This window comes from Ensifer sp. LBL, assembly GCF_050435225.1.
In the GTDB taxonomy this organism is placed as follows: Bacteria; Pseudomonadota; Alphaproteobacteria; order Rhizobiales; family Rhizobiaceae; genus Ensifer.
Map to the genome: position 1 here is coordinate 207,419 of NZ_JBNDJY010000002.1, position 22,958 is coordinate 230,376.

Here is a 22,958-nt window from a genome sequence, read left to right on the forward strand (position 1 = left end):
GGAAATCTGTCATGGCCTCTGTCGAATTCCAGAACATCTCCAAGACCTTCGGCGCCTTCGTCGCCGTGCCCGATATCAGCTTCCAGATCGCGGATGGCGAATTCATCTGCCTGCTCGGCCCATCGGGCTGCGGCAAGACGACGAGCCTGCGCATGATCGCGGGACTCGAAACCCCGACCTCCGGCCGGGTGATGATCGGCGGCCGCGACGTCACCTACCTGCATCCGAAGGACCGCGGCATCTCCATGGTCTTCCAGGACTATGCGCTCTACCCGCACATGAACATCGCCGACAACATCGCCTATCCTCTCAAGGTACGCGGCGAGCAGGAGACCAAGCGCCATGCCCGGGCCAAGGAAGTCGCCGATGTCCTGAAGATTGGCGACCTGATGAAGCGACTGCCGAGCCAGATCTCCGGCGGCCAGCAGCAGCGCACGTCGCTGGCGCGTGCGCTCGTCTATCCGAGCGAGGTCTATCTTTTCGACGAACCGCTTTCGAACCTCGACGCGAAGCTCCGGCTCGAAGCGCGCGGCTTTCTCAACCACCTGCAGCGCGACATGGGCATGACCGCGGTGTACGTCACCCACGATCAGGCCGAGGCCATGGCGCTTGCGACCCGCATCGCCGTCATGGACAAGGGCCGGATCGTTCAGTTCGCGCCACCGATCGAGATCTACCGCCGGCCGGCAACGACCTTCGTCGCCAACTTCGTCGGCAATCCGCCGATGAACCTGGTGCCGGTCGAGGCATCCATCGGCGAAGGCGCATTGCACCTGAAGGCCGATGGCCTCCAGCTTGCATCGATCACGCTCACGGACGCGTTCACCAAGGCGGCAAAATCAGGCAAGATGACGCTCGGCGTCCGCCCCGAACATCTGCGCATTGCTGCCGCGGGTGACCCGAACGTGGTTTCCGGCGAACTCTTCGCCAACGAGAACATGGGACCGGAGAGCCTCGTCACGTTGGAGCGCGGCGACAACGGTCGCGTCACCGCGCGCATCTTCACCGACGACGAGATCAAGGTCGGAACATCAGTCCATCTCGCCTTCGACGCCAGGCACATCACCCTCTTCGACGACAGCGGCGCCCGTATTCCCGCCGCCGACGAGCGCTGAGGCAACCATGCAGGAGTTTTCCATCCGGATCACCCGGCAGCATCAGGCGGCCGATCCCTATTTCTACCTCCCCTTCGAGGTGCCCGATGGGGTGACGCGCATCGAGGCCACGCTAAGCTATCCGAAAGCGGAGGATTGCATCATCGATCTCGGCGCGCTCGATCCGCGGGCGACCGACTATCCGACCAGCCAAGGTTTTCGCGGCTGGAGCGGCGGGGCGCGCGACCGCTTCTTCATCGCCACCGATGACGCCACGCCCGGCTACATTCACGGCCAGATACCGCCCGGCCGGTGGAAGGTGATGCTCGGTCTCTACAAGATCCCCGAAGATGGCGCCGAGGTTCTCGTGACGGTCGATTTCGACAAGAGCCCGCGTCCGATTGCTCCGCAACCGGAAAGAACCTTCCCCGTGCGCAGACAGGCCGGCTGGTATCGCGGCGATCTGCACTGCCACACCTTCCACTCCGATGCGGCCGGCTCGCCCGAATTGCTGCACGCCGCCGCCAAACAGGCGGGGCTCGATTTTCTTGCGGTTGCCGACCACAACACCATCACCCAGCGGCGCTACTTCCATCCGCACTCGTCCGCCGACCTCGTCTTTGTCCGTGCCATGGAAATCACCACCGCGGTCGGCCACGCCAATGTCTTCGGCGTCGACGCCTGGATCGATTTCCGCATGACGAAGCCGGAACATGCCCACACGCTCGCGCGCCTGGTGCACGAAAGCGACGGCCTGATCTCGGTCAACCACGACAAGCCGACGATCCCCTGGGACTACGAACTGCCTAAGATCGACTGCATGGAGGTCTGGCAATCCCATTGGCTCGCCTGGAACTGGGTGTCGCTGGAGCGCTACCAGCAGCGCCTCGCCTCGGGCCTGAAGATCTCCGCCATCGGCGGCAGCGATTTCCATCAGCCGGCGCGACTGATGCCCGAGGGACCGCTGGTCCTCGCCCGCCCGACGACGGTTCTCTATCTGAATGAGCTTTCCGAAGACGCCGTGCTCGGGGCCATGAAATCAGGCCACGGCTACGTCACGGAAAGCCCAACCGGGCCGCATCTGGAACTCGTTGCCAACGGCCAGCCGATGGGATCGACGGTGGCTGGCCCGGTGGCTGCGGAGGCTTTGGTTCGCGGCGCCGGCGGCGACAGGCTGCTGTGGCTCGACGCGTCAGGCATCGTCAACGAACAGGTGATCGAAGCCGACGATTGGACCGGTCACTATGCCGGTTCGCCTGATCGCTTCCTGCGGACCGAAATCGTCGCCATCGCAAGCCGCGAGACGATCGTTGCCGAGTTCCGCGACGCATTCGCCGGAAAAAGCCTGCCCTGGCAGCTTTCCGAGGAGGATCTTTCGCGCCAGACGATCCGCCGAGCGCTCAGCAACCCGGTCTATTGCCGCGCTGGCTGACGCACGCTTCCTGCTCTCGTTTGCATTGGTTTCCACGGCATCAGCTACCGCCTGCCGTCTGTTGACCTATGGTCATTGGGAACGGGTCGCCCCAGTCTGCCCTTCCCGCAAATTTTTCGTGTGCAGCAATTTTAAGCAGAAATCTTCCGTGCTAATAAATGAGGCATAAGTTCCCTCGACGGCACGTTAGGACACCCATGGCGGCACGCCAGCGCATCATTCCCATAAGGCGGGAATACAATCGTTGGGTCGCCAACCAGACGCTCGAGGACTATGCGCTGCGCTTCACCGCCAAGAGTGCCCGGCGGTTTTCCTCCGAACGCATTTCACAGACCGCCATCGGCGCCATCTCCTTCCTGGCGCTGGAAGCGATCGGCGGCGCCATCACCATGTCCTACGGCACGACCAATGCGATCGTCGCGATCGTTGTCGCCAGCCTGATGATCCTGACTGTCGGGCTGCCGATCAGCCGTTATGCGATCCGCCACGGCGTCGACATCGATCTTCTGACCCGCGGCGCCAGCTTCGGCTACATTGGCTCGACGGTGACCTCGCTGATTTATGCCAGCTTCACCTTCATCCTCTTTGCGATCGAGGCCTCGATCATGTCGGGCGCGCTCGAACTGGCGCTCGGTATTCCCCTGTGGATCGGCTACATCCTGAGCGCAGTCGTCGTCATCCCGCTCGTCACCCACGGCGTGCGGCTGATCAGCAAGTTCCAGCTGATCACGCAGCCGTTCTGGATCGTGCTCAACGTCCTGCCTTTCGTCTTCATTGCCTTCGCCGATTGGGAAAAGGTCGGCACCTGGCTCGCCTATGCGGGCATGCATCACGCATCGGGTCCACCCGGCACCTTCGCGCCGTTCGATCTCGTCGAATTCGGCGCGGCATCTGCCGTGATCTTCGCGCTGATGGCGCAGATCGGCGAACAGGTCGACTTCCTGCGCTTCCTGCCACCGGACGGGCAGCGCAAGCTGCATCATCGCATCGCCGTCTTTCTCGCCGGCTCTGGCTGGGTGATCGTCGGCGCGCCGAAATTGCTCGCAGGCTCCTTCCTGGTGGTGCTGGCGCTTTCGGCCGGGGTGCCATCGACCAAGGCTGCCGATCCGGCGCAGATGTACTACACCGCCTTCGGCTACATGATCCCGTCGGAAACGGCAGCACTGCTGCTGATGGTCGCCTTCGTCGTCGTGTCGCAGTTGAAGATCAACGTCATGAACGCCTATGCCGGGTCGCTCGCCTGGTCGAACTTCTTCTCGCGGCTCACCCACAGCCACCCGGGCCGCGTCGTTTGGCTGGTGTTCAACGTCGCGATCGCGCTTCTGTTGATGGAACTCGGCATCTACCGGCTGCTCGAGGAAACGCTCGGCGTCTTCTCGATCATCGCCATGGCCTGGCTCTGCACGATTTCGGCCGACCTCTTCGTCAACAAGCCGCTTGGTTTGTCGCCGCCGGGCATCGAATTCAAGCGGGCCCATCTCTATGACATCAACCCTGTCGGCCTCGGCGCCATGGCGATCTCGGCGACGGTGGCACTGACAGCGCATTTCGGCGCCTTCGGCGAAATCGCTGCCTCGCTCGCCCCCTATATCGCGCTAGTCGCCGCCTTCATCGCCTCGCCTGCGATCGCTTTGGCGACCGACGGCAAGTTCTACCTCGCGCGCAAGCCGCGCCGGAGTTGGGCGAACCGGACGGACATCACCTGCTCGATCTGCGAGCACCCGTTCGAACCGGAGGACATGGCCTGGTGTCCTGCCTATGCGGCGCCGATCTGCTCGCTCTGCTGCTCGCTCGATAGCCGCTGCCATGACATGTGCAAGCCGAAGGCGCGCTTCAACACCCAGGTCGCGACCGTTGCCAACGCACTGCTTCCCCGCACCGTCACCGAGAAGCTCGCGACGCGGCTCGGCCGCTACGCCATCTCCGCGGTGCTGTCGATCGCCGGTATCGGCCTCATCCTCGCAATGATCGCGCATCAGGCGGCCGGCGCATCCCCGGAGGTCGCGGCCGTCGTCGAACGCACCGTCGCCGTCGTCTTCTTCGTCTTTGCCATGCTCGCCGGCATCGTCTCGTGGTTCTACGTGCTTGCCCATGACAGCCGGGTGGTCGCCGAGGAAGAATCCTCCCGGCAGAACACGTTGCTCCTGAAGGAAATCGCCGCCCACAAGAAGACCGACGCCGCCCTGCAGCAAGCGAAGGAAACGGCGGAGGCCGCCAACCGCGCCAAGAGCCGCTATGTCGTTGGCCTCAGCCATGAACTCCGAACGCCACTCAACGCCGTGCTCGGCTACGCCCAGGTGCTGGAGCGCGACGAGACGATCCCTCCGGCGCGCCAGGGCGCGATCAAGGTCATCAAGCGCAGCGCCGACCATCTCTCCGGTCTGATCGACGGTTTGCTGGATATCTCGAAGATCGAGGCCGGCAAGCTGCAGGTCTATTCCAACGAGATCAACATTCACGACTTCCTCGACCAGATCGTCGAGATGTTCCGGCCGCAGGCATTGGCCAAGGGCATCAGCTTCGAGCACGAGCGCGCCGCCAGCCTGCCACGCTACGTGAAGACCGACGAGAAGCGCCTGCGCCAGATCCTCGTCAACCTCCTTTCCAACGCATTGAAGTTCACCGAGCGCGGCGGAATTCGTCTGGATGTCACCTATCGCAGCCAGGTGGCGACCTTCACCATTGCCGACAGCGGCCGCGGCATTGCCGACAAGGACCTGCCGCGCATCTTCGATCCCTTCCAGCGCGGCGAGGCCGAACATCAAGGCGGCATGCCGGGCCTCGGCCTTGGCCTCACGATCACGCGGCTTTTGACGCAGACGCTTGGCGGCGAAATTTCAGTCACCAGTGCGCTCGGGCAAGGCACCAGCTTCCGGGTGCGGCTGATGCTGTCGGCGGTCGATCGTCCGCTACCTCCCGCAGCCCCGCGCCGCATCACCTCCTATCTCGGCCCGCGCCGCACCATCATTGTCGTCGACGACAACGCCGACCATCGTGACCTGATGCGCGAGATCCTCGTGCCGATGGACTTCACGGTGCTGACCGCCGCCTCCGGAGCCGATTGCCTGGCGCTGCTTCAAGACCTCGGCGCCGACCTCTTTCTCATCGATATCTCGATGCCGGGCATGAGCGGCTGGGAGCTTGTCGATCGGCTGCGTCAGGGCGGACAGGTCGCGCCGATCATCATGCTGTCGGCCAATATCGGCGACGGTTCGGCGACCGGAGCGTTCCGCGGCCACAGCGACACGCTCGCCAAGCCCTTCCCCGTCGGCCAACTCGCCGACAAGCTCGCTGTGCACCTTGGCCTTACCTGGGTTCACGAGGGAGAGGAGAAGCAAGCCGGCCCGGCACCGGCCACAAAACCGCTGATGCGCCCCGACGCCTATCACGTCGAAGAACTGATCCGCCTTGGAGAGATCGGCTACGTCAGGGGCATCGAGGCCAAGCTGACGGAGATTGCCCTGCAGCCTGAACACCAGCCCTTCGCCGAGGCCGCCCGCGCCTATGTGCAGGCCTTCGACCTCTCGGGCTACGACGCTTTCCTCAAGAACAACGCGGCCAACGGAGACGACGCCCATGGCTGAGACCAGCGACCGCCGCGACATCGTGCTTCTCGTCGACGATTCCCCGGAGGCGCTCGGCTTCCTGACGGAAGCGCTGGAGCAATCCGGCTTTTCCGTGCTGATCGCGACCTCCGGCAACGCCGCCCTTTCGATTGCCGAGCGCATCACGCCCGACGTCATCCTGCTCGATGCCGTCATGCCCGGCATCGACGGCTTCGAGACCTGCCGCCGCCTCAAGGGCAACGCCGCTGTCGGCCAGACGCCCGTGCTGTTCATGACCGGGCTGACAGAGACCGAACACGTGGTGCGCGCGCTTGAAGCCGGCGGCGTCGACTATCTGACCAAGCCGATCAACATCGACGAGTTGAGGGCGCGCATCCGCGTCCATCTCTCCAATGCCCGCTCGGCCCAGAGCGCACGGGTCGCCCTCGACGCGGCCGGCCGTCATCTGCTCGCGGTGCGTAGCGACGGGAGCGTCTGCTGGTCGACGCCGCAGGCAACGCGTCTCGTCAACGCCGCAACCGGCCGCGACGATGGCATGGCAATCGTCACCCGGCGCATCGCGGGCTGGATGGCAAGCCGCCTGCGCGCCAGCGTGCCCGAAGACGGCAGCTTCACGCTCGACCAGCCCGAGCAGTCGTCGCTGCAGATATCCTTCCTCGGCTCGATCGGTCCGAATGAACACCTCTTCCGCCTCACGGCCGAAAGTCGCCGCTCAGACGATGCGGTGTTGCGTCAGCACTTCGCATTGACCCCCAGGGAATCGGAGGTGCTGCTCTGGATCGCCAAGGGCAAGGCGAACCGCGACATCGGCGAGATCCTCGGCCTGAGCGCGCGCACGGTCACCAAGCATCTGGAGCAGATCTATGTGAAGCTCGGCGTCGAGAACCGGGCATCCGCCGCGGTGAAAGCCACGCAGGTTCTGCACGGAATATGACGCCGCGAACGGAACATCCGCCGCCGTCACACGTTCGGCTGGTTATCCAGATGCCCTTTTTGTAAGATCGACGCCCTGGAGGGAGGGTTGCGTCCATGCCCCAATGGTTGCTGCTTGTCGCCATGACCGCACTCGCTGCCGGCGGTGCGCGCGCAGACGAAGGCGCGTTCCTGAAGACGCTCGGCGGCAACTGGGCGGGAACAGGAACGGTGCGCATCCGCACCAACCTGTCACCGGTCAATGTCACCTGCAGCTTCAATTCCGAGGCCAGCGGCCTTGCCCTGTCGATGGAGGGCGTCTGCCGCGGCCTGCTCGTGATCTCGCGCTCGGTCGACGCGAAGCTGCGCTATTCCGGCTCGACCTATAGCGGCTCCTATCTCGGCCCGCGCGGCGGGCGCGCCGGCCTTAATGGCAGCCGGCGCGGCGACGCGATCAACCTCACCATCCGCTGGGCCAAGGAAGTCAACGGCGACCGCAGCGCCGACCTCACCTTGCGCAAGATCGGCGCCAATGGAATGCGGTTGACGACCATCGATGTCGATCCCGCTTCGGGAAAGCGGGTGGTGACGAGCGAGATCAATCTCAAGCGAAAATAGGCCGCCCCACCGGAGCGGCCTTGGCCGGCGATCAGGCCGCAGCCGTGGTGCGATTGTCGAAGTCGGTGGTCCATTGCAGCGACGGGCGCTCGCCGCAGCGCTCGACCCAGGCATTGACGACGGCGCTATCGGGCGTTGCCGCCGGATACCAGGCAAAGGGCGAGTGCAGCAGAAGGTCGACGGCCGTATAGCGGTCGCCCATCAGATAGGGACTGTCCTTCAAGGCGTTTTCGAGCCGCTCTGCGATTTCCGCCGGGCCGCGGAACGTGGCGTCGAGATAGGGGTGCGAGAGCCCGGCAGCGTGGGTGATCAGTACCGGCTCGACGACGCCGGCATACCAGGCAAGCCAGCTCAGATATCGGCCGCGCTGCGGGTCGCCTGCGACCGGCGCCATCTGCTTTTCCGGAAAGAGATCCGTCAGGTACTGGATGATCGCGATGCTCTCCCAGAGCACGACGCCGTCATGGACGAGCAGCGGAACCTTGCCTTCCGGATGCGGGTTCTTCGGATCCTTGCGGCCGCTGCCATCGCCTCGAGTGATATCGACGATCTCGATCGCGACCTTGTCCACGGCATCGAGTTCGCGAAGCAGGGTGATGATGCGCGACGAGCGCGAGCGCGGGGCGTGAAAGAGTGTCAGCATGGTCTGGTTCCTCGGTTGCGTTTGGCAATGCGGATCTTATACAGTCGGCCAACTGCCAGTTTTCGTCAGTAGGCTTCCTCTATCCTCCAAAGTCATGGCCCGCAGTGATCGTCTGTTCCGCCTGCTCCAGGCGCTTCGCACACTCCCCTCCCCGGTAACGGCCGCGCGCCTCGCCGAGGAAACGGGCGTGTCGTTGCGCTCGCTCTATCGGGACATCGACAGCCTGCGCGCCGCCGGCGCCGTCATCGACGGCGAGCGCGGCTTCGGCTACCGGCTGACGGAGGACATCGCCTTGCCGCCACAGACTTTCACGCGCCTGGAGATCGAGGCACTGGTGCTCGGCCTTGCCGAGGTGCAGCACATGGGAGAGCCGGATCTCGCGGCCGCAGCAGGCGCCGTGCTTTCCAAGATAACGGCGACATTGCCCGATCGGTTGCAGCGCCAGGCGCTGCATGCGGCATCGCAGGTCTACCGCTTCGAGCGCCGGGAGCCGCCGGTTGCCGATGTCGCTCTTTTGCGTGAGGCCTGCTGGCAGGAGCGCGCAGTCATGATCGGCTATGTCGACGCCGACCAGCAGCGGACCGAACGACAGGTCCTGCCGCTGGCGATCGTCTATCTCGAGCGGATGCTGGTGCTGCTTGCCTGGTGCTGCCTGCGCCAGGATTTCCGCAAGTTCCGCGTCGACCGCATCGTCGATGTCGCGATGACGGAGGAGAGTTTCCGCCCGCGCCGGGTGCCGATGCTCCGGGATTTCGTCGCCTATCTGAACGCCGGTGCGCCTGAGACGTCGAAGATGACCTTGAGCGGCCAATAACCCAAACGAAAACGCGGCCCGTGTTGCCACGAGCCGCGTCCGGACTGCTTTCGCAGTCATGCCTTGGGAGGCAAACTTATTCAGCCGGCTGCAGTGCCGGCTGGGGCAGCGCTTCCGGCGTGCGACCGCCAAGAACGGCCGCCATCTGCGCTTCATCCAGTTCGCCTTCCCACTTCGCTACGACGATGGTTGCGACCGCATTGCCGACGAAGTTGGTCAGCGCCCGGCATTCCGACATGAAGCGATCGATGCCGAGGATCAGCGCCATGCCGGCGACCGGTACGGCCGGGACGACCGAAAGCGTCGCAGCCAGCGTGATGAAACCGGCGCCGGTGATGCCGGCAGCACCCTTGGAGCTCAGCATCGCGACGAGCAGCAGCAGCACCTGATCGCCGAGCGACAGCGGGATATCCATCGCCTGGGCGATGAAGAGCGCGGCCAGCGTCATGTAGATGTTGGTGCCGTCGAGGTTGAAGGAGTAGCCGGTCGGGATGACCAGGCCGACGACCGAGCGCTTGCAGCCGGCCTTTTCCATCTTGCTCATCAGGCCCGGAAGGGCTGCTTCCGACGAGGAGGTGCCGAGAACGAGCAGCAGCTCTTCCTTGATGTAGCGGATGAGCGCCACGATCGAGAAACCGTTGTAGCGGGCAACGGCGCCGAGAACGATGAACACGAAGAGGAAGGACGTGATGTAGAAGGTGCCGATCAGCATCGCGAGGTTGGCGATCGAGCCGACGCCGTACTTGCCGATGGTGAACGCCATCGCACCGAAGGCGCCGATCGGGGCCGCCTTCATCAGGATGCCGACGAGCTTGAACACCGGCAGCGTCAGCGCGTGCAGGAAGTCGACGACGGGCTCGGCCTTCTTGCCGACCATGGCGAGCGACAGGCCGAAGAGCACGGAGATGAACAGCACCTGCAGAATGTCGCCATCGGCGAAGGCACCGACCAGCGTCGTCGGGATGATACCCATCAGAAAGCCGGTGATCGTCTGCTCATGCGCCTTCTCGGCATAGGTCGTCACGGCCTTGACGTCGAGCGAAGCCGGATCGATGTGCATGCCGGCGCCCGGCTGGACGACATTGGCGACGATCAGGCCGATGATCAGCGCGAGCGTCGAAAACGTCAGGAAATAGATCATCGCCTTGCCGGCGACGCGGCCGACCTTGGCAAGATCGGTCATGCCGGCAATGCCGGTCGCGACCGTCAGGAAGATGACCGGCGCGATGATCATCTTGACGAGACGGATGAAGGCGTCGCCGAGGGGCTTCAGTTCCGTGCCGAGCGACGGATAGAAATGGCCGAGCAGGATGCCGGCGGCGATCGCCACCAGAACCTGGACATAGAGATGGCGATAGAAAGGTGTCTTGCCGCGCGGTTCCGCGGATTGTTCGATAATCATGAGATCCTCCACTGGACCCAGTCCGGCGTCATGCCGGGCCTCCCGGGTCAATTTCCGATGCGCGACAGCGCGGGCTGTCATGAGGATGTCATTTGCAACGGCCGTGCCAGTTCGCCGCGGCAGGAACCAAGCCTTTGAATTGATGAGGATGTTTTGTGCGGGCGGCTTGGTGCGCACAAAGAGTTGAGCGGATTTCCGCACAGCCCATCTGGAAGCCTGAGCGAAAAAATGCACAATTGGGCTATGTTCGATGCCCTCTCCGCCCCCTTCAATCTGGCAGATCTCGACCAGTCGATGCGCCGCACCTGGCTGGTCTTTGCCGGCCTTGCCGTCGCGCTGCTTGTCGCCGCGCTGCTGCTTGCCGGCGAATACGGCCGAAGCCAGGCGCTCGAAACTGTCGATGCCCAGAGCCGGATCGATGCCAATCTGAAGGCCTCGCTGCTGCGCGCCGTGCTCGAGCGCCAGCGCTCGACGCCGCTGGTGCTGGCCGACGATGTCGAGGTGAAGGCGGCCCTTTCGACCCGCAGCCCAGCGGCGCTGCAGCGGCTGGACGAGAAGCTTCAGGCGCTCGCCACCAATACGGATGCCGCCGTCATCTACGTGATCGGCCTTGATGGCGTCGCGGTCGCTGCCAGCAATTGGCGCGAGCCGACGAGTTTCGTCGGCAACGACTATGCCTTCCGCGAATATTTCCGCATGGCGATGCGCGACGGCAAGGCCGAGCATTTCGCCATGGGCAATGTCAGCAAGCGGCCCGGCCTCTATATCTCCCGGCGGGTCCAGGGCCCTAACGGTCCGATCGGCGTCGTCGTCGCAAAGCTCGAGTTCGACGACGTGGAAGCCGAATGGTTCGCCTCCGGCAAGCCGGTCTACGTCACCGACCGGCGCGGCATCGTGCTGATCACCAGCTTCCCCTCCTGGCGCTTCATGACGACGAGGACCATTCCACGCGACCGTGTCGCCGCCATCCGTGACAGCCTGCAGTTCGGCGATGCCTCGCTGCTGCCGCTGCCCTTCCGAGACATCGAGCCGACGAGCGACGGCTCCAGCGAGTTGCGCGCGCTTTTGCCCGGCGACAGCGAACGGCGGTTCCTCCGGGTCGAAACCATGGTGCCGACCACAAGCTGGCGGCTGGAGCAACTGGCGCCGCTCGACGGCGCAATCTCGGCGGCAACCCGCGAGGCCCGGCTGATTGCGCTCGCCCTCCTCGCACCGCTGCTCGCCCTTACCGCCTTTCTCCTGCGCCGCCGCCAGACGCTGGCGCTCGTCTCAGCGCGCGATCGCGCCGCCCGCGACGAGTTGGAAACCCGTGTGGCGGAGCGCACCCATGATCTCAGCCTTGCCCGCGATCATCTCGAAACGGAGATCGCCGACCATCGGCGCACCGGCGAAAAGCTGCAGGCGGTGCAACAGGAGCTCGTCCAGGCGAACCGGCTGGCGATCCTCGGCCAGGTAGCAGCCGGCGTCGCCCACGAGATCAACCAGCCGGTCGCGACCATCCGCGCCTATGCCGACAACGCCCGCACCTTCCTTGACCGGGGCCAGCAGCAGACGGCGGTCGAGAACCTCGTCAGCATCGCCGAACTGACCGACCGGGTCGGCACCATCACCGACGAACTCAGAAGCTTTGCCCGCAAGGGCCGCTTCGTCGCCGAACCGACGCCGATGCGCGACGTGATCGAAGGGGCGATGTTGTTGCTGCGCAGCCGCTTTGCCGGCCGCATGGATGCGATCGTCATCGACCTGCCGGAAAATGGCCTCCGCGTGCTCGGCAGCCGCATCCGGCTGGAACAGGTGCTGATCAATCTTCTCCAGAACGCGCTGGAAGCGCTCGGCGCGCGCGGCGATGCCGAGATCCGCGTGCGCTGCGAGGACAGCACCTCCGGGACGGTTTCGCTCGTCGTTGCCGACAACGGCCCGGGCATTGCCCCGCATATCCGCGAGGATCTGTTCACGCCGTTCAACACCTCGAAGGACGAGGGCCTCGGCCTCGGCCTTGCCATCTCCAAGGAGATCGTCGCCGATTATGGCGGCGATATCACCGTCGACACCAGCGACAAGGGCACCGTCTTCACGGTTCGCCTGAAGAGGGCCTGAGCGATGCAGCCGACCGTCTATCTCGTCGACGACGATACCCATCTGCGCAAGGCGATGACGCAGACGCTGGAACTCGCCGGCCTCACCGTCATCCCGTTTGCCAGCGCCGCCGAAGCGTTGAAGACGCTCGATGCCAATTTCGACGGCATCGTCGTCAGCGATATCCGCATGCCGGGCATCGACGGCCTCGCCTTCTTCCGCCGTATCGAAGCCTTCGACGCAGACCTGCCGGTGATCCTGGTGACCGGTCATGGGGATATCCCGATGGCGGTGCAGGCGCTTCAGGACGGCGTCTACGACTTCATCCCAAAACCCTTTGCCGCCGATCGGCTGGTGCAAAGCGTGCACCGGGCGCTCGAAAAACGCCGGCTCGTGATGGAAAACCGCGCGCTGAAGCGGGCCGCAGAGACGGCCGGCGACAGCCTGCCGCTGATCGGCCAGACGCCAGCCATGGAGCACCTGCGCCAGACCATCCGGCACATCGCCGATACCGATGTCGACGTGCTCGTCGCCGGCGAGACCGGCAGCGGCAAGGAGGTGGTGGCGACGCTGCTTCACAATTGGAGCCGCCGCCGTAACGGCAACTTCGTGGCGCTGAATTGCGGCGCGCTCCCCGAAACGGTCATCGAAAGCGAACTCTTCGGCCATGAACCGGGCGCCTTCACCGGCGCCTTGAAGAAGCGTATCGGACGGATCGAGCATGCGAGCGGCGGAACGCTGTTCCTCGACGAGATCGAGGCGATGCCGCCGGCAACGCAGGTGAAGATGCTGCGCGTTCTGGAAGCGCGTGAGATCACGCCGCTTGGCACCAACCAGGTTCGTCCGGTCGATATCCGCGTCATCGCGGCCGCCAAGATCGATCTTGGCAATCCGGCGGAGCGTGGCGATTTTCGCGAGGACCTCTACTTCCGATTGAACGTCGTGACGCTGTCGATCCCGCCGCTGCGCGAACGCCGTGACGATATCCCGCTACTCTTCTCGCACTTCCTGACCCGGGCGGCCGAGCGCTTCAAGCGCGACGTGCCGATGATCTCTCCGGCCGTACAACGGCATCTGATGACGCATGCCTGGCCGGGCAATGTGCGTGAACTCTCGCATTTTGCCGAGCGGGTGGCGCTTGGTGTGGAAGGTCCGCTGGGCCAAACGGTTGCGCCGGTCGAACAACCCGGATTTGCGCTGCCGGAACGGCTTGAACGCTACGAGGCGGAGATCCTGAAGGAGGTGCTGCGCGCCCAGCGCGGCGACGTCAAGGCGACGATCGAGGCGCTCGGCATCCCGCGCAAGACCTTCTACGACAAGCTCCAGCGCCACGGCATCAACCGCGCCGACTATGCCGAGCGGACAGCACCGGAAAAGGCCGGCCGCTAGCGCCAAATTCGAATCCGAAAACACACGCACTAGGTGCATCTTTGTCGACAGGCGAATTCACGCTTGACGACCCGGGCCGTTCGATGGCTATGATCTAGGCATTCACCAGGGGGGTCCCGCAAGGGGCTGAGATTCTGCTGGATGGCCGGCTTGCCGGCTATAGCGCAGTGACCCGTTGAACCTGATCCAGTTCATACTGGCGTAGGGACGGTGCAGATATCGAAGCCAGGATTCCGTGCGGTGAGCACCTGGCGGAGCGTCTTTCATCTTTCCGGCATCAGAACTGGGTCTCCAATCGCAAACTTGGAGCCTCGTCATGAATATTGCCACCAAACCCGCAGCCCTCACGGTCACGCAAGGCCCGCTTCCGGCCTCCCGAAAGATCCACAAGCCGGGCGTTCTTCATCCGGATATTCGCGTGCCGATGCGCGAGATTGCTCTGCACCCGACCTCGGGCGAGCAACCGGTCACGGTCTATGACTCCTCCGGCGCCTATACCGCCGACGGTGCCGAGATCCGCATCGAGGACGGCCTGCCGCGGCTGCGCCGCAACTGGATCGTCGACCGCGGCGATGTCGAGACCTATGAGGGACGGACGGTTCGTCCCGAAGACAACGGCTTCGTGAGCGGCGACCGCCTGACGCCAACCTTCCCGTTCCAGCATGCGCCGCTGAAGGCCACGGGTGGCCGGGCAGTGACGCAGCTTGCCTATGCCCGCGCCGGCATCATCACGCCGGAGATGGAGTTCGTGGCGATCCGCGAGAACCTCGGCCGCGACGCGGCGCGCGCGAAGGCCCGCGACGGCGAAAGTTTCGGCGCCCACGTTCCCGATCACGTGACGCCCGAATTCGTGCGCCAGGAAATCGCCAGCGGCCGCGCTATCCTGCCCGCCAACATCAACCATCCGGAATCCGAACCGATGATCATCGGCCGGAACTTCCTGGTGAAGATCAACGCCAATATCGGCAACTCCGCCGTCACCTCGTCGATGGCCGAGGAAGTCGAGAAGATGGTCTGGGCGACGCGCTGGGGTGCCGACACGGTCATGGACCTTTCGACCGGCCGCAACATTCACAACATCCGCGAATGGATCATCCGCAACTCGCCGGTTCCGATCGGCACCGTGCCGCTCTACCAGGCGCTGGAAAAGGTCAACGGCATTGCCGAGGACCTCACCTGGGAAGTCTATCGCGACACCCTGATCGAGCAGGCCGAACAGGGCGTCGACTATTTCACCATCCATGCCGGCGTCCGCCTGCACTACATCCCGCTTACCGTCGATCGCGTCACCGGCATCGTCTCGCGTGGCGGCTCGATCATGGCCAAGTGGTGTCTGCATCATCACCGCGAGAGCTTCCTCTACGAACATTTCGAGGAAATCTGCGACATCTGCCGCGCCTATGACGTCTCCTTCTCGCTCGGCGACGGCCTGCGCCCGGGCTCGATCGCCGACGCCAATGACGCGGCACAATTCGCCGAACTCGAAACGCTCGGCGAACTCACCAAGATCGCCTGGGCCAAGGATTGTCAGGTGATGATCGAGGGCCCCGGCCACGTGCCAATGCACAAGATCAAGGAGAACATGGACAAGCAGCTCGCCGTCTGCGGCGAGGCGCCGTTCTACACGCTCGGACCGCTGACGACGGACATCGCACCCGGCTACGACCACATCACCTCGGGTATCGGTGCTGCGATGATCGGCTGGTTCGGCACAGCCATGCTCTGCTATGTCACGCCGAAGGAGCATCTCGGCCTGCCTGACCGCAACGACGTCAAGGTCGGCGTCATCACCTACAAGATCGCCGCCCACGCAGCCGACCTCGCCAAGGGGCATCCGGCAGCCCAGGTGCGCGACGACGCGCTGTCGCGCGCCCGCTTCGAGTTCCGCTGGGAGGACCAGTTCAACCTCTCGCTCGACCCGGAAACAGCCCGCAATTTCCACGACGAGACCCTGCCGAAGGAGGCGCACAAGGTCGCGCATTTCTGCTCCATGTGCGGCCCGAAATTCTGCTCGATGCGGATCTCGCACGACATCCGTGCCGAGGCGCAGAAGGAAGGGCTGGAGGCGATGGCCGCAAAATACCGCGAGGGCGGCGACCTCTACATGCCGGTGGAAGAGGCGGCTGGCGCGGCCGAGTAGGCGGCAAAGCCCATTGAAGGGGCCGGTCACGGCCCCTTCAATTCGCTCAGGATCTCCCGGTGTTCGCCAACGGTCTCCTCCTCCTTCTTCATGTTCGGGTTTGACCAGAGTGGGAGGCGCGCTACCGACCCGCCCAATCGGCGAACGCGCCCCCCTGTCGAACCCGCGATCATCGGCGTGTTGCGGCCACCGCCATGGGCCCGCACCTTGCGCGGCACCCGAATAGCTTGTCCCCGCGTCGATTGAACGGTATGCAAGGCACTCGCAAAAGTCGCTGTCGCCGAAATTCATTCGCGACGCGCTGCAGTCCTATGACGCGCAGAAGGTGTTGCAGAACGACGCAACAACGCCGTTCGCACAAGGAGAAAGACTTGAGGACACGCCTGCTGAGACTGACGGCCCTGTCCATCGGGGTCCTTGCATTCGCAGGCGACCTGCCGCGCGATGGGAGCTTTACCGCGGGCCTTTCCTGGATTTCCGCCGCCCATGCGGACGACGCCAATACCGGCGGCGGGAATGGTGAAGGTGCTCCGGGCGGCGGCGACCAAGGCGGCGAAAACGTCGGGAGCGGCGGCACCGAGGGTGGCGGTGACGGGAGTGGCGGCAACTGGGGCTCCGGCGACGGTAGCGGCGCAGGCCCTGAGCCCGGCCTTGAGCCCGGCGGTACCGGCGCAGGCGGCGGAGGTGCTGCCGTCATCGATCGCAACAGCCACAGCGAGCCCCACTCATCGATGCGCGACTCGCGGGATTACGGACCTGGCGGCAGCACTTGGCACGGCGGCAGCAGCTTCCTGAACCTGTTCCGCCAGACGCCGGAACGGCGCGGCGAAGGGAGCCAGCCTCAATCGTCTGCCCGGCAGAAGACAGTTCACACGAATTGAGAGCCTTGAAGGGAGGTCAACTTCGTTGCAACGAAGGCGGGCCTGCGCTCCTTCTCGAAACCGGACTTCGGATGTGCGTGCAGGAACGGTTTCTGACGCGCGAGAACAGATCAGCGGGGTCAGAATATTACGTTCGAGATACGTCTATCCCGATTGCGACCTGCCCGAGTAAGGCGGCGGAGCCATGGATACAGAGCCTCGTCATTCTCGTCGTGAATCTTCCTAACTTCCTTTCCAGCCGCTGCAAGCAATCCGCTCGACCACATCGAGCAGCACGTTGGCGCCGGCCACCAGATCATCCGGGTCGGTGTGCTCGCGCGGATTGTGGCTGATGCCGTCGCGGCTCGGGACGAAGATCATCGCCGTCGGGGCGATGCGGGCGAGCATCTGCGCATCGTGGCCGGCACCCGAAGTCATGCGCCGGCTTTTGAGGCCTCGTGTGCGTGCCGACGCCTCGATGGCCGCGACGATGGCCGGATCGAAGACCACCGGCTGGAAGCGCGCCAGGCGCTCGACCGAGATCTCGACGCCCTCCTCCTCTGCGACGCGGGCAAGAAAGTCCGCGAGCACCGTTTCCAATGCCTGCAGCCGTTCCTCGTCCGGGTCGCGCAGATCGGCGGTGAAGACCGCGCGCGACGGGATGACGTTGATCGCATCGGGCTCGAAACGCATCGTGCCGATGGTCGCGACGCTCGGCGCGTTCGAGCGTGCGATATGTTCACGCAGAAACAGGCCAACGCGGGCGGCGGCAAGACCGGCATCGCTGCGCATAGCCATCGGCGTCGTGCCGGCGTGGTTGGCGACGCCATCGATGGTGATGCGCTGCCAGGAGATGCCCTGCAGGTTCTCGACCGCACCAATCGCAAAGCCCTCGCGCTGCAGCACCGGCCCCTGCTCGATATGGAGCTCGACATAGGCGTGGGGCTTGAGGAACCCCGGCTCGACGTTGCCGGCATAGCCAATCCGCTCGAGTTCCTCGCCCAGCGACGAGCCATCCGTGCCGATGGTCGCGAGCGCTGCGCCCAGCGGCAGGCCGCCGACATAGACGAGCGAGCCGAGCATGTCGGGCGCAAATCGCACGCCCTCCTCATTGGTAAAGGCGGCAACGACGACCGGTCGGGTCGGCGTCACGCCACGTTCCCGCAACGTCTCGATCACTTCGAGCGCGGCAAGCACGCCGTAGCAGCCGTCATAGATGCCGGCATTGATGACCGTATCGATGTGCGAGCCGAGCAAAACAGGCGCTTCGCCGCCGTTCGCGTCGTCGCGCCAGATGCCGAAGATGTTGCCGATACGGTCGACGGCAACGTCGAGCCCGGCCGCCTCGATCCAGGCGACGAGGCGATCGCGACCGGCCTTGTCGTTGTCGGAGCCGGCGAGCCGGGTCAATCGCCCCTCCGCGTCGCAGCCGATGTCGCCGAGTTCACGGATGCGGCCAATCAGACGCGCGGAGTCGATGGAAGGAAATGGCATCTCTGTCCTGCTTTCATGCGGATTTCGGTTCATGGCCGGCTTTCGGTGGGCGCCAGTCTCTGCCGAACAATCTCGGCGTGATAACGCGCGCCGAAGATCAGGGCGTCGTCGTTGAAGTCGTAACGCGGATTGTGCAGCGGCGCCGACGCCTCGCCATTGCCGATGAAGACGAAACAACCCGGCACGTGCTCGAGGAAGCGCGCGAAATCCTCCGAGCCGGTCATCGGCTCGGCGGCCGTCGCGACATTCGCAGCACCGAACACCGTTTCCGCTGCGGCAAAGGCGTGGCCGGTCAGGGCCGCATCGTTGATCAACGGAACGAACTCGCGGGTGTAGTTGACCTCGACCGCGCAGCCATAGGCATCCGCCGTCCCCTGGGCGATCACTCGCATCTCCGCCTCGATCTTGGCGCTGACCTGCGGGCGGAAGCTGCGGGCATCGCCGAGGATGCGGGCGAGACCGGGTAGCGCGTTGCGCGTGCCGTCGGTCAAAAGCTCGGTGACAGAGACAACGCCGATATCCGTCGGCGACAGGCGGCGCGAGACGATCGTCTGCAGATTGACGACGGTGGCGCAGGCGGCAACCAGCGTCTCATTGCCTGAGTGCGGCCGCGCCGCGTGCCCGCCGACGCCCTTCAGCACGATCTCGAAATTGTCCTCCGCCGACATGATCGCGCCGACCCGGGTCTCGAAACGGCCGACGGGCAACCCCGGCATGTTGTGCAGGCCGTAGATTTCGTCGAAGGGAAAGCGCTCCATCAGCCCGTCGTCGAGCATCGCGAGAGCGCCCTTGCCCCACTCCTCGGCCGGCTGGAAAATGAAACAGGCAGTGCCGTCGAAGCCGCCATCCTCGGCGAGCATCTTGGCGGCGCCGAGCAGCATGGCCGTGTGACCGTCATGGCCACAGGCGTGCATGGTGCCGGGCTTCGTCGAGCGGTAGGGCAGCTCTCCCTGCTCCGGTATCCTGAGCGCATCCATGTCGGCCCGAAGCGCGATCGCGCGGTTGCCGCTGCCCCGTTTCAAGCGGCCGACGACACCGGTGCCTCCGACCCCCTCCACCACCTCGTCGAGCCCGAACTCCCGGAGCTTGGCCGCGACGAAGGATGAGGTACGCTGTTCCTCGAAGCCGAATTCCGGGTGCGCATGCAGGTCGCGCCGCCAGGCAGTCATGTCCTTCACAAGCCGGTCGAAATCCATTTCCGCCATGGCTCACCCTCTCTCGTTCGATGTGTTGGCAACGGTCTCGGGCGACAGGCCGACGAGGGCGGCATAACGCTCGGGGTCGGTCGCGCCCTCGGTATTGATGACGAAGACGCGCGATTGGGCCGTCAATCCGAGCGTCTCCCGTAGCGCCGGATCACGGGCAACCGACAGCAATCCGGCCAGGCCGACGCCGCCGCTTTCGCCGGACACGATCGCTGGATCAGAGCCTGCGGGCCGCGCCAGCCGGTTCATCACCGAAACGGCATCCTCCTCGTCGACGGTCATGAACGCATCGGCGACACGTGACAGGATACGCCAGGCGACGAGCGACGGCTCGTAGCATTCGAGCATGGCCATGATCGTCGCCTCGCCATGCGCCACCTTGACCGGATGGCCGGCCCTGGCGCTTTCGTAGAGGCAGGCGGCGCGGGCCGGATCGACGACGACGAAACGGGGACGCTGCGCGCCATAGCGCAGCGCCAGATGCCCAGCCGTGGCAGCGGCAATGCCGCCGACGCCCGCCTGCACGAAGACATGGGTCGGCGGCTCTTCCATCTGCCGCAGCGCCTCGCTCAGCAGCGCCGTATAGCCCTGCATCACCAGGCCGGGAATGTATTCGTAGCCGGGCCAGGTGGTGTCCGAGACGACCGTCCAGCCATTTTCGTCACAGACCCGCGCGGCCTCGCGGACGGAATCGTCATAGGTCCCGGCGACCCGGACGATCTCGGCGCCATAGGCCGCGATCGCCTCGATGCGCTTTTCGCTAACGCCCGCATGCACGAAGATCACCGATTTGGCGCCGACGAGCCGGGCGCCCATGGCGACCGAGCGCCCGTGATTGCCATCGGTGGCGCAGCCGAAGGTCAAGGCGGTGGCGATCGCCCGAACCTCGGGCCGGTCCAGATCATCGAGATCGACGCTGCGCCCGAGACGCCGTTCCGCCTCCTCGACCACCAGCCGGATCACCGCATAGGAGCCACCAAGCGCCTTGAAACTGCCGAGACCCAGGCGATGGCCTTCGTCCTTGATGAAGACGCCGGCGATACCGAGCTCTTCCGCCAAGGCGGGCAAGGCATGAAGCGGCGTCTCCCGATGGTCGGGGCGGCGGGCAAGTTGCTGCTCGACACGGGCGGCGGCGGCAAGCGACAGCATGTCGGCATCCGCGGGCAGTAGCGGGTGGCCGAAATCGGCATGGGTGTTGGCAAGAAACATGGTGCAATCTCCGTAGACGGCGAAAATCTATTTCATCGCTGCCGAGAAATGCGCTCTAAATAGCCGGCGCGGATGCAAGTTTGTAAAGCTGAGGAGTGCCGTAACGTGGAGTCCACCTTCGGCGCCGGAGAGCAGGAACCGAAAGGCACTATGGCCCCGTCGAAAAAGCCACAGGTCGAACTGGATCGCTTCGATCTTGCGATCCTCGCCATCCTGCAGAAGGACAACACGACGCCGCAGCGCCAGATCGGCGAGGCGGTCAATCTGTCGGCGCCCGCCGTGCAGCGACGGATCAAGCGCATGGAGGAGACCGGCGTCATCCGCGCCAATGTCGCCCTGGTCGATCCGGTCAGCGTCAACCAGGCGCTGACGATCCTCGTCGAAGTGGAGGTCGAGAGCGAGCAGATCGCGCTGCTCGATGCGGCGAAAGTGGCGTTTACCGCAGCACCCGAGGTGCAGCAATGCTACTACGTCACCGGCGACGTCGATTTCATGCTCGTCGTCATCGTGCCGACGATGGCCGATTACGAGGCCTTCACCCGGCGCATGTTCTTCGGCAACGCGAACATCAAGCGCTTCCGCACCTTCGTGACGATGGATCCGGTGAAGGTCGGGCTTTCGGTGCCGCTCTAGGACGAGTCCGGAAGCGGCGCAGCGATTGCCCGACGTTGGAATTCTCCGTTTACTTCGTGCCGGCGAGCGCCTTCTTCTCGGCGTCCGCATCGAGCGGCTGCCCGGCGCCGATCGAAGTCAGGAAAGCATCGACGGTCTCAAGCGAGGAGGCCGGTGCATAGCCGTCTCCGCCTTCCGGTCTGGCGACGGCCAGCCGCGTCTGCCAGGTTGATGCCTTGCGGCAAGCGACCGAAACGAGGCCGGGCGCACCGGGCCGGGTGAGTTCGTATTCGCGGCAGAGCTGTCCCGAGCCGAGCTCGAATGCCGATACCAGCCGGACCGTCCCCTGGCCTTCACCAACGGCGACGTCGTCCCCCGAAGGCGCCTTGTCGAGGATGGCGGCGAGTGCGGGGCCGACAGTACCGGCCACCTGCAGGGCGCCGGTCTCCGCCAATCCGCCGCCGCGAAGCAGGTAGCCGCCGGCGCCGCCGACGATTACCAGCAGCGACGCTGCCATCGCCATCAGAAATCGCGAGGGACCGGCGTTCGGCGACGCCGGCTGATCCGCAGGGCGCCGGAAGGCCACGACATTGTCGCCGCCGGCCGCCGGCGCGTCCGCAGCACTTTCAGTGCCACTCGCCGCCGCCATGGCCCGCACCCTGGCAACCAGTTCGTCCGGAACCGGCTCGTCGAGCACCGGCTTCAGGGCCTCGCTTGCGGCGGCGCGCGTTTCCATGAACATCGCGATCCGCGCCATCAGTTCGTCGTCCGTTTCCAGCGCCGCCTCGACACGACGCATCGTCTCCTCGTCGAGTTCGCCGTCGGCGAACGCCATCAAGATCTCATCGCTGAATTCCGTGTCGCTCATCTTGTCCCGCCTCTCATGTCCTGTGAACGCGCGACCGGCGGTTCTATTCCCGTTGCCTCCGCAAGATTTTTACGCGCCCGGGCCAGCCTGCTCATGACGGTTCCGATCGGAATGCCGAGAACCTCGGCCGCCTCCTTGTAGGAAAGCTCCTCGACGCAGGTGAGGATCAGAACTTCCCGCTGTTCGAGCACCAGGCCGTCGATCGCAGCCGCCACGCTCTTCAGCGCCATGCGCGCCTCGCTCCCGGCCTCGCCGGAGGGAACGGCGAGCTCGGCCTGCGCCTCGATCTCTTCCGTCGGGCCGGCGGTCTTCTGCCGGCGCAGCTGGTCGATCCAGAGGTTGCGCAGGATGCGGAACATCCACGCGTCGAAACGCGTGCCTTCTTCGAAACGGTCCGAACCGGCAAGCGCCTTTTCGCAGGCCGCCTGCACCAGATCGTCGGCCACGTCGCGCGACCGGCAAAGCGAAATGGCAAAGCGGCGCAGGTTCGGCAGAAACGCAACCAGCCGCTCACCAAAGGCGATGGTCGGGTCCGTCATCGGGCGCCTCTTTGGGTAAAACCCTTCGTTCCCGGTGGAATAATTTGTCCATTCATCCGTTGAGCGTTATGGGAACTACACTCGA

18 protein-coding genes and 1 riboswitch are annotated in these 22,958 nt (G+C 64.8%); of the genes, 11 read left to right on the plus strand and 7 right to left on the minus strand.

Translation table 11 applies throughout. From position 1 onward, the window contains the following. The first annotated feature begins 11 nt into the window (after positions 1–11). The 5 genes from OKW20_RS08270 (at position 12) to OKW20_RS08290 (ending at position 7,622) form a co-directional block, all read left to right on the plus strand. On the plus strand, positions 12–1,115 hold the full coding sequence (locus OKW20_RS08270) for an ABC transporter ATP-binding protein (RefSeq protein WP_429171414.1): 1,104 nt from the start codon (positions 12–14) through the stop codon (positions 1,113–1,115). Positions 1,116–1,122: 7 nt separating this feature from the next. Beyond that, positions 1,123–2,526 carry a CehA/McbA family metallohydrolase gene (locus OKW20_RS08275; protein WP_429171416.1) on the plus strand — a complete coding sequence of 468 codons (1,404 nt, stop codon included), beginning with the start codon at positions 1,123–1,125 and terminating at the stop codon, positions 2,524–2,526. Positions 2,527–2,723: 197 nt separating this feature from the next. Continuing rightward, positions 2,724–6,110: a hybrid sensor histidine kinase/response regulator gene (locus OKW20_RS08280; RefSeq protein ID WP_429171418.1), complete on the plus strand. Its 3,387-nt coding sequence runs from the start codon at positions 2,724–2,726 to the stop codon at positions 6,108–6,110. Beyond that, complete coding sequence (locus tag OKW20_RS08285; protein WP_429171420.1) at positions 6,103–7,026, plus strand: response regulator; 924 nt, start codon at positions 6,103–6,105, stop codon at positions 7,024–7,026. Before OKW20_RS08280 ends, OKW20_RS08285 begins: the two co-directional genes overlap by 8 nt. Before the next feature lie 95 nt (positions 7,027–7,121). Next, complete coding sequence (locus OKW20_RS08290) at positions 7,122–7,622, plus strand: hypothetical protein (RefSeq protein ID WP_043617491.1); 501 nt, start codon at positions 7,122–7,124, stop codon at positions 7,620–7,622. A gap of 31 nt (positions 7,623–7,653) precedes the next feature. On the opposite strand, the gene OKW20_RS08295 is transcribed toward OKW20_RS08290, so the two are convergent. Continuing rightward, a complete protein-coding gene (locus tag OKW20_RS08295) occupies positions 7,654–8,265 on the minus strand; it encodes a glutathione S-transferase family protein (RefSeq protein WP_043617488.1) in 612 nt (203 codons plus the stop codon). 94 nt (positions 8,266–8,359) lie between these two features. On the opposite strand from OKW20_RS08295, the gene OKW20_RS08300 reads away from it, so the two are divergent. Then, positions 8,360–9,079 carry a helix-turn-helix transcriptional regulator gene (locus OKW20_RS08300; RefSeq protein ID WP_429171422.1) on the plus strand — a complete coding sequence of 240 codons (720 nt, stop codon included), beginning with the start codon at positions 8,360–8,362 and terminating at the stop codon, positions 9,077–9,079. Positions 9,080–9,155: 76 nt separating this feature from the next. Here OKW20_RS08300 and OKW20_RS08305 read toward each other — a convergent pair whose 3' ends face one another. After that, positions 9,156–10,481 (minus strand): dicarboxylate/amino acid:cation symporter, encoded by a 1,326-nt coding sequence (locus OKW20_RS08305; protein ID WP_043617482.1) that lies wholly within the window; start codon positions 10,479–10,481, stop codon positions 9,156–9,158. 228 nt (positions 10,482–10,709) lie between these two features. Between OKW20_RS08305 and OKW20_RS08310 the strand changes: the two genes are divergently transcribed. The 4 genes from OKW20_RS08310 to OKW20_RS08325 all read left to right on the plus strand — a co-directional run bounded on the left by OKW20_RS08310 (position 10,710) and on the right by OKW20_RS08325 (position 16,967). After that, on the plus strand, positions 10,710–12,578 hold the full coding sequence (locus OKW20_RS08310; RefSeq protein WP_429171424.1) for an ATP-binding protein: 1,869 nt from the start codon (positions 10,710–10,712) through the stop codon (positions 12,576–12,578). A gap of 3 nt (positions 12,579–12,581) precedes the next feature. Next, complete coding sequence (locus OKW20_RS08315) at positions 12,582–13,946, plus strand: sigma-54-dependent transcriptional regulator (RefSeq protein WP_429171426.1); 1,365 nt, start codon at positions 12,582–12,584, stop codon at positions 13,944–13,946. A gap of 97 nt (positions 13,947–14,043) precedes the next feature. Continuing rightward, positions 14,044–14,172: riboswitch (TPP riboswitch) on the plus strand. 90 nt (positions 14,173–14,262) lie between these two features. Next, a complete protein-coding gene (gene thiC / locus OKW20_RS08320; RefSeq protein WP_429171428.1) occupies positions 14,263–16,086 on the plus strand; it encodes a phosphomethylpyrimidine synthase ThiC in 1,824 nt (607 codons plus the stop codon). A 371-nt stretch (positions 16,087–16,457) separates the two neighbouring features. Continuing rightward, positions 16,458–16,967 (plus strand): hypothetical protein, encoded by a 510-nt coding sequence (locus OKW20_RS08325; protein WP_429171430.1) that lies wholly within the window; start codon positions 16,458–16,460, stop codon positions 16,965–16,967. A 222-nt stretch (positions 16,968–17,189) separates the two neighbouring features. Here OKW20_RS08325 and OKW20_RS08330 read toward each other — a convergent pair whose 3' ends face one another. The 3 genes from OKW20_RS08330 to OKW20_RS08340 are packed head-to-tail and all read right to left on the minus strand — an operon-like array spanning position 17,190 to position 20,854. Next, positions 17,190–18,440: a Zn-dependent hydrolase gene (locus OKW20_RS08330; protein ID WP_429171431.1), complete on the minus strand. Its 1,251-nt coding sequence runs from the start codon at positions 18,438–18,440 to the stop codon at positions 17,190–17,192. A gap of 29 nt (positions 18,441–18,469) precedes the next feature. Then, positions 18,470–19,645, minus strand: a complete 1,176-nt coding sequence (locus tag OKW20_RS08335; protein WP_429171433.1) for a M20 aminoacylase family protein — start codon at positions 19,643–19,645, stop codon at positions 18,470–18,472. A gap of 3 nt (positions 19,646–19,648) precedes the next feature. Continuing rightward, entirely contained in the window at positions 19,649–20,854 is a 1,206-nt protein-coding gene (locus OKW20_RS08340) for a diaminopropionate ammonia-lyase (RefSeq protein ID WP_429171434.1), read from the minus strand. Between the two features lie 150 nt (positions 20,855–21,004). Here OKW20_RS08340 and OKW20_RS08345 point away from each other — a divergent pair, with 150 nt between their 5' ends. Further along, on the plus strand, positions 21,005–21,487 hold the full coding sequence (locus tag OKW20_RS08345; protein WP_043621407.1) for an Lrp/AsnC family transcriptional regulator: 483 nt from the start codon (positions 21,005–21,007) through the stop codon (positions 21,485–21,487). A 49-nt stretch (positions 21,488–21,536) separates the two neighbouring features. Here OKW20_RS08345 and OKW20_RS08350 read toward each other — a convergent pair whose 3' ends face one another. Beyond that, the gene (locus OKW20_RS08350) at positions 21,537–22,334 is read right to left on the minus strand and encodes an anti-sigma factor family protein (RefSeq protein ID WP_429171436.1); all 798 of its coding nucleotides are present in this window, start codon (positions 22,332–22,334) and stop codon (positions 21,537–21,539) included. After that, positions 22,331–22,873: an RNA polymerase sigma factor gene (locus OKW20_RS08355; protein WP_043621403.1), complete on the minus strand. Its 543-nt coding sequence runs from the start codon at positions 22,871–22,873 to the stop codon at positions 22,331–22,333. The genes OKW20_RS08350 and OKW20_RS08355 overlap by 4 nt, the downstream gene beginning before the upstream one ends. Between the last annotated feature and the right edge of the window lie 85 nt (positions 22,874–22,958).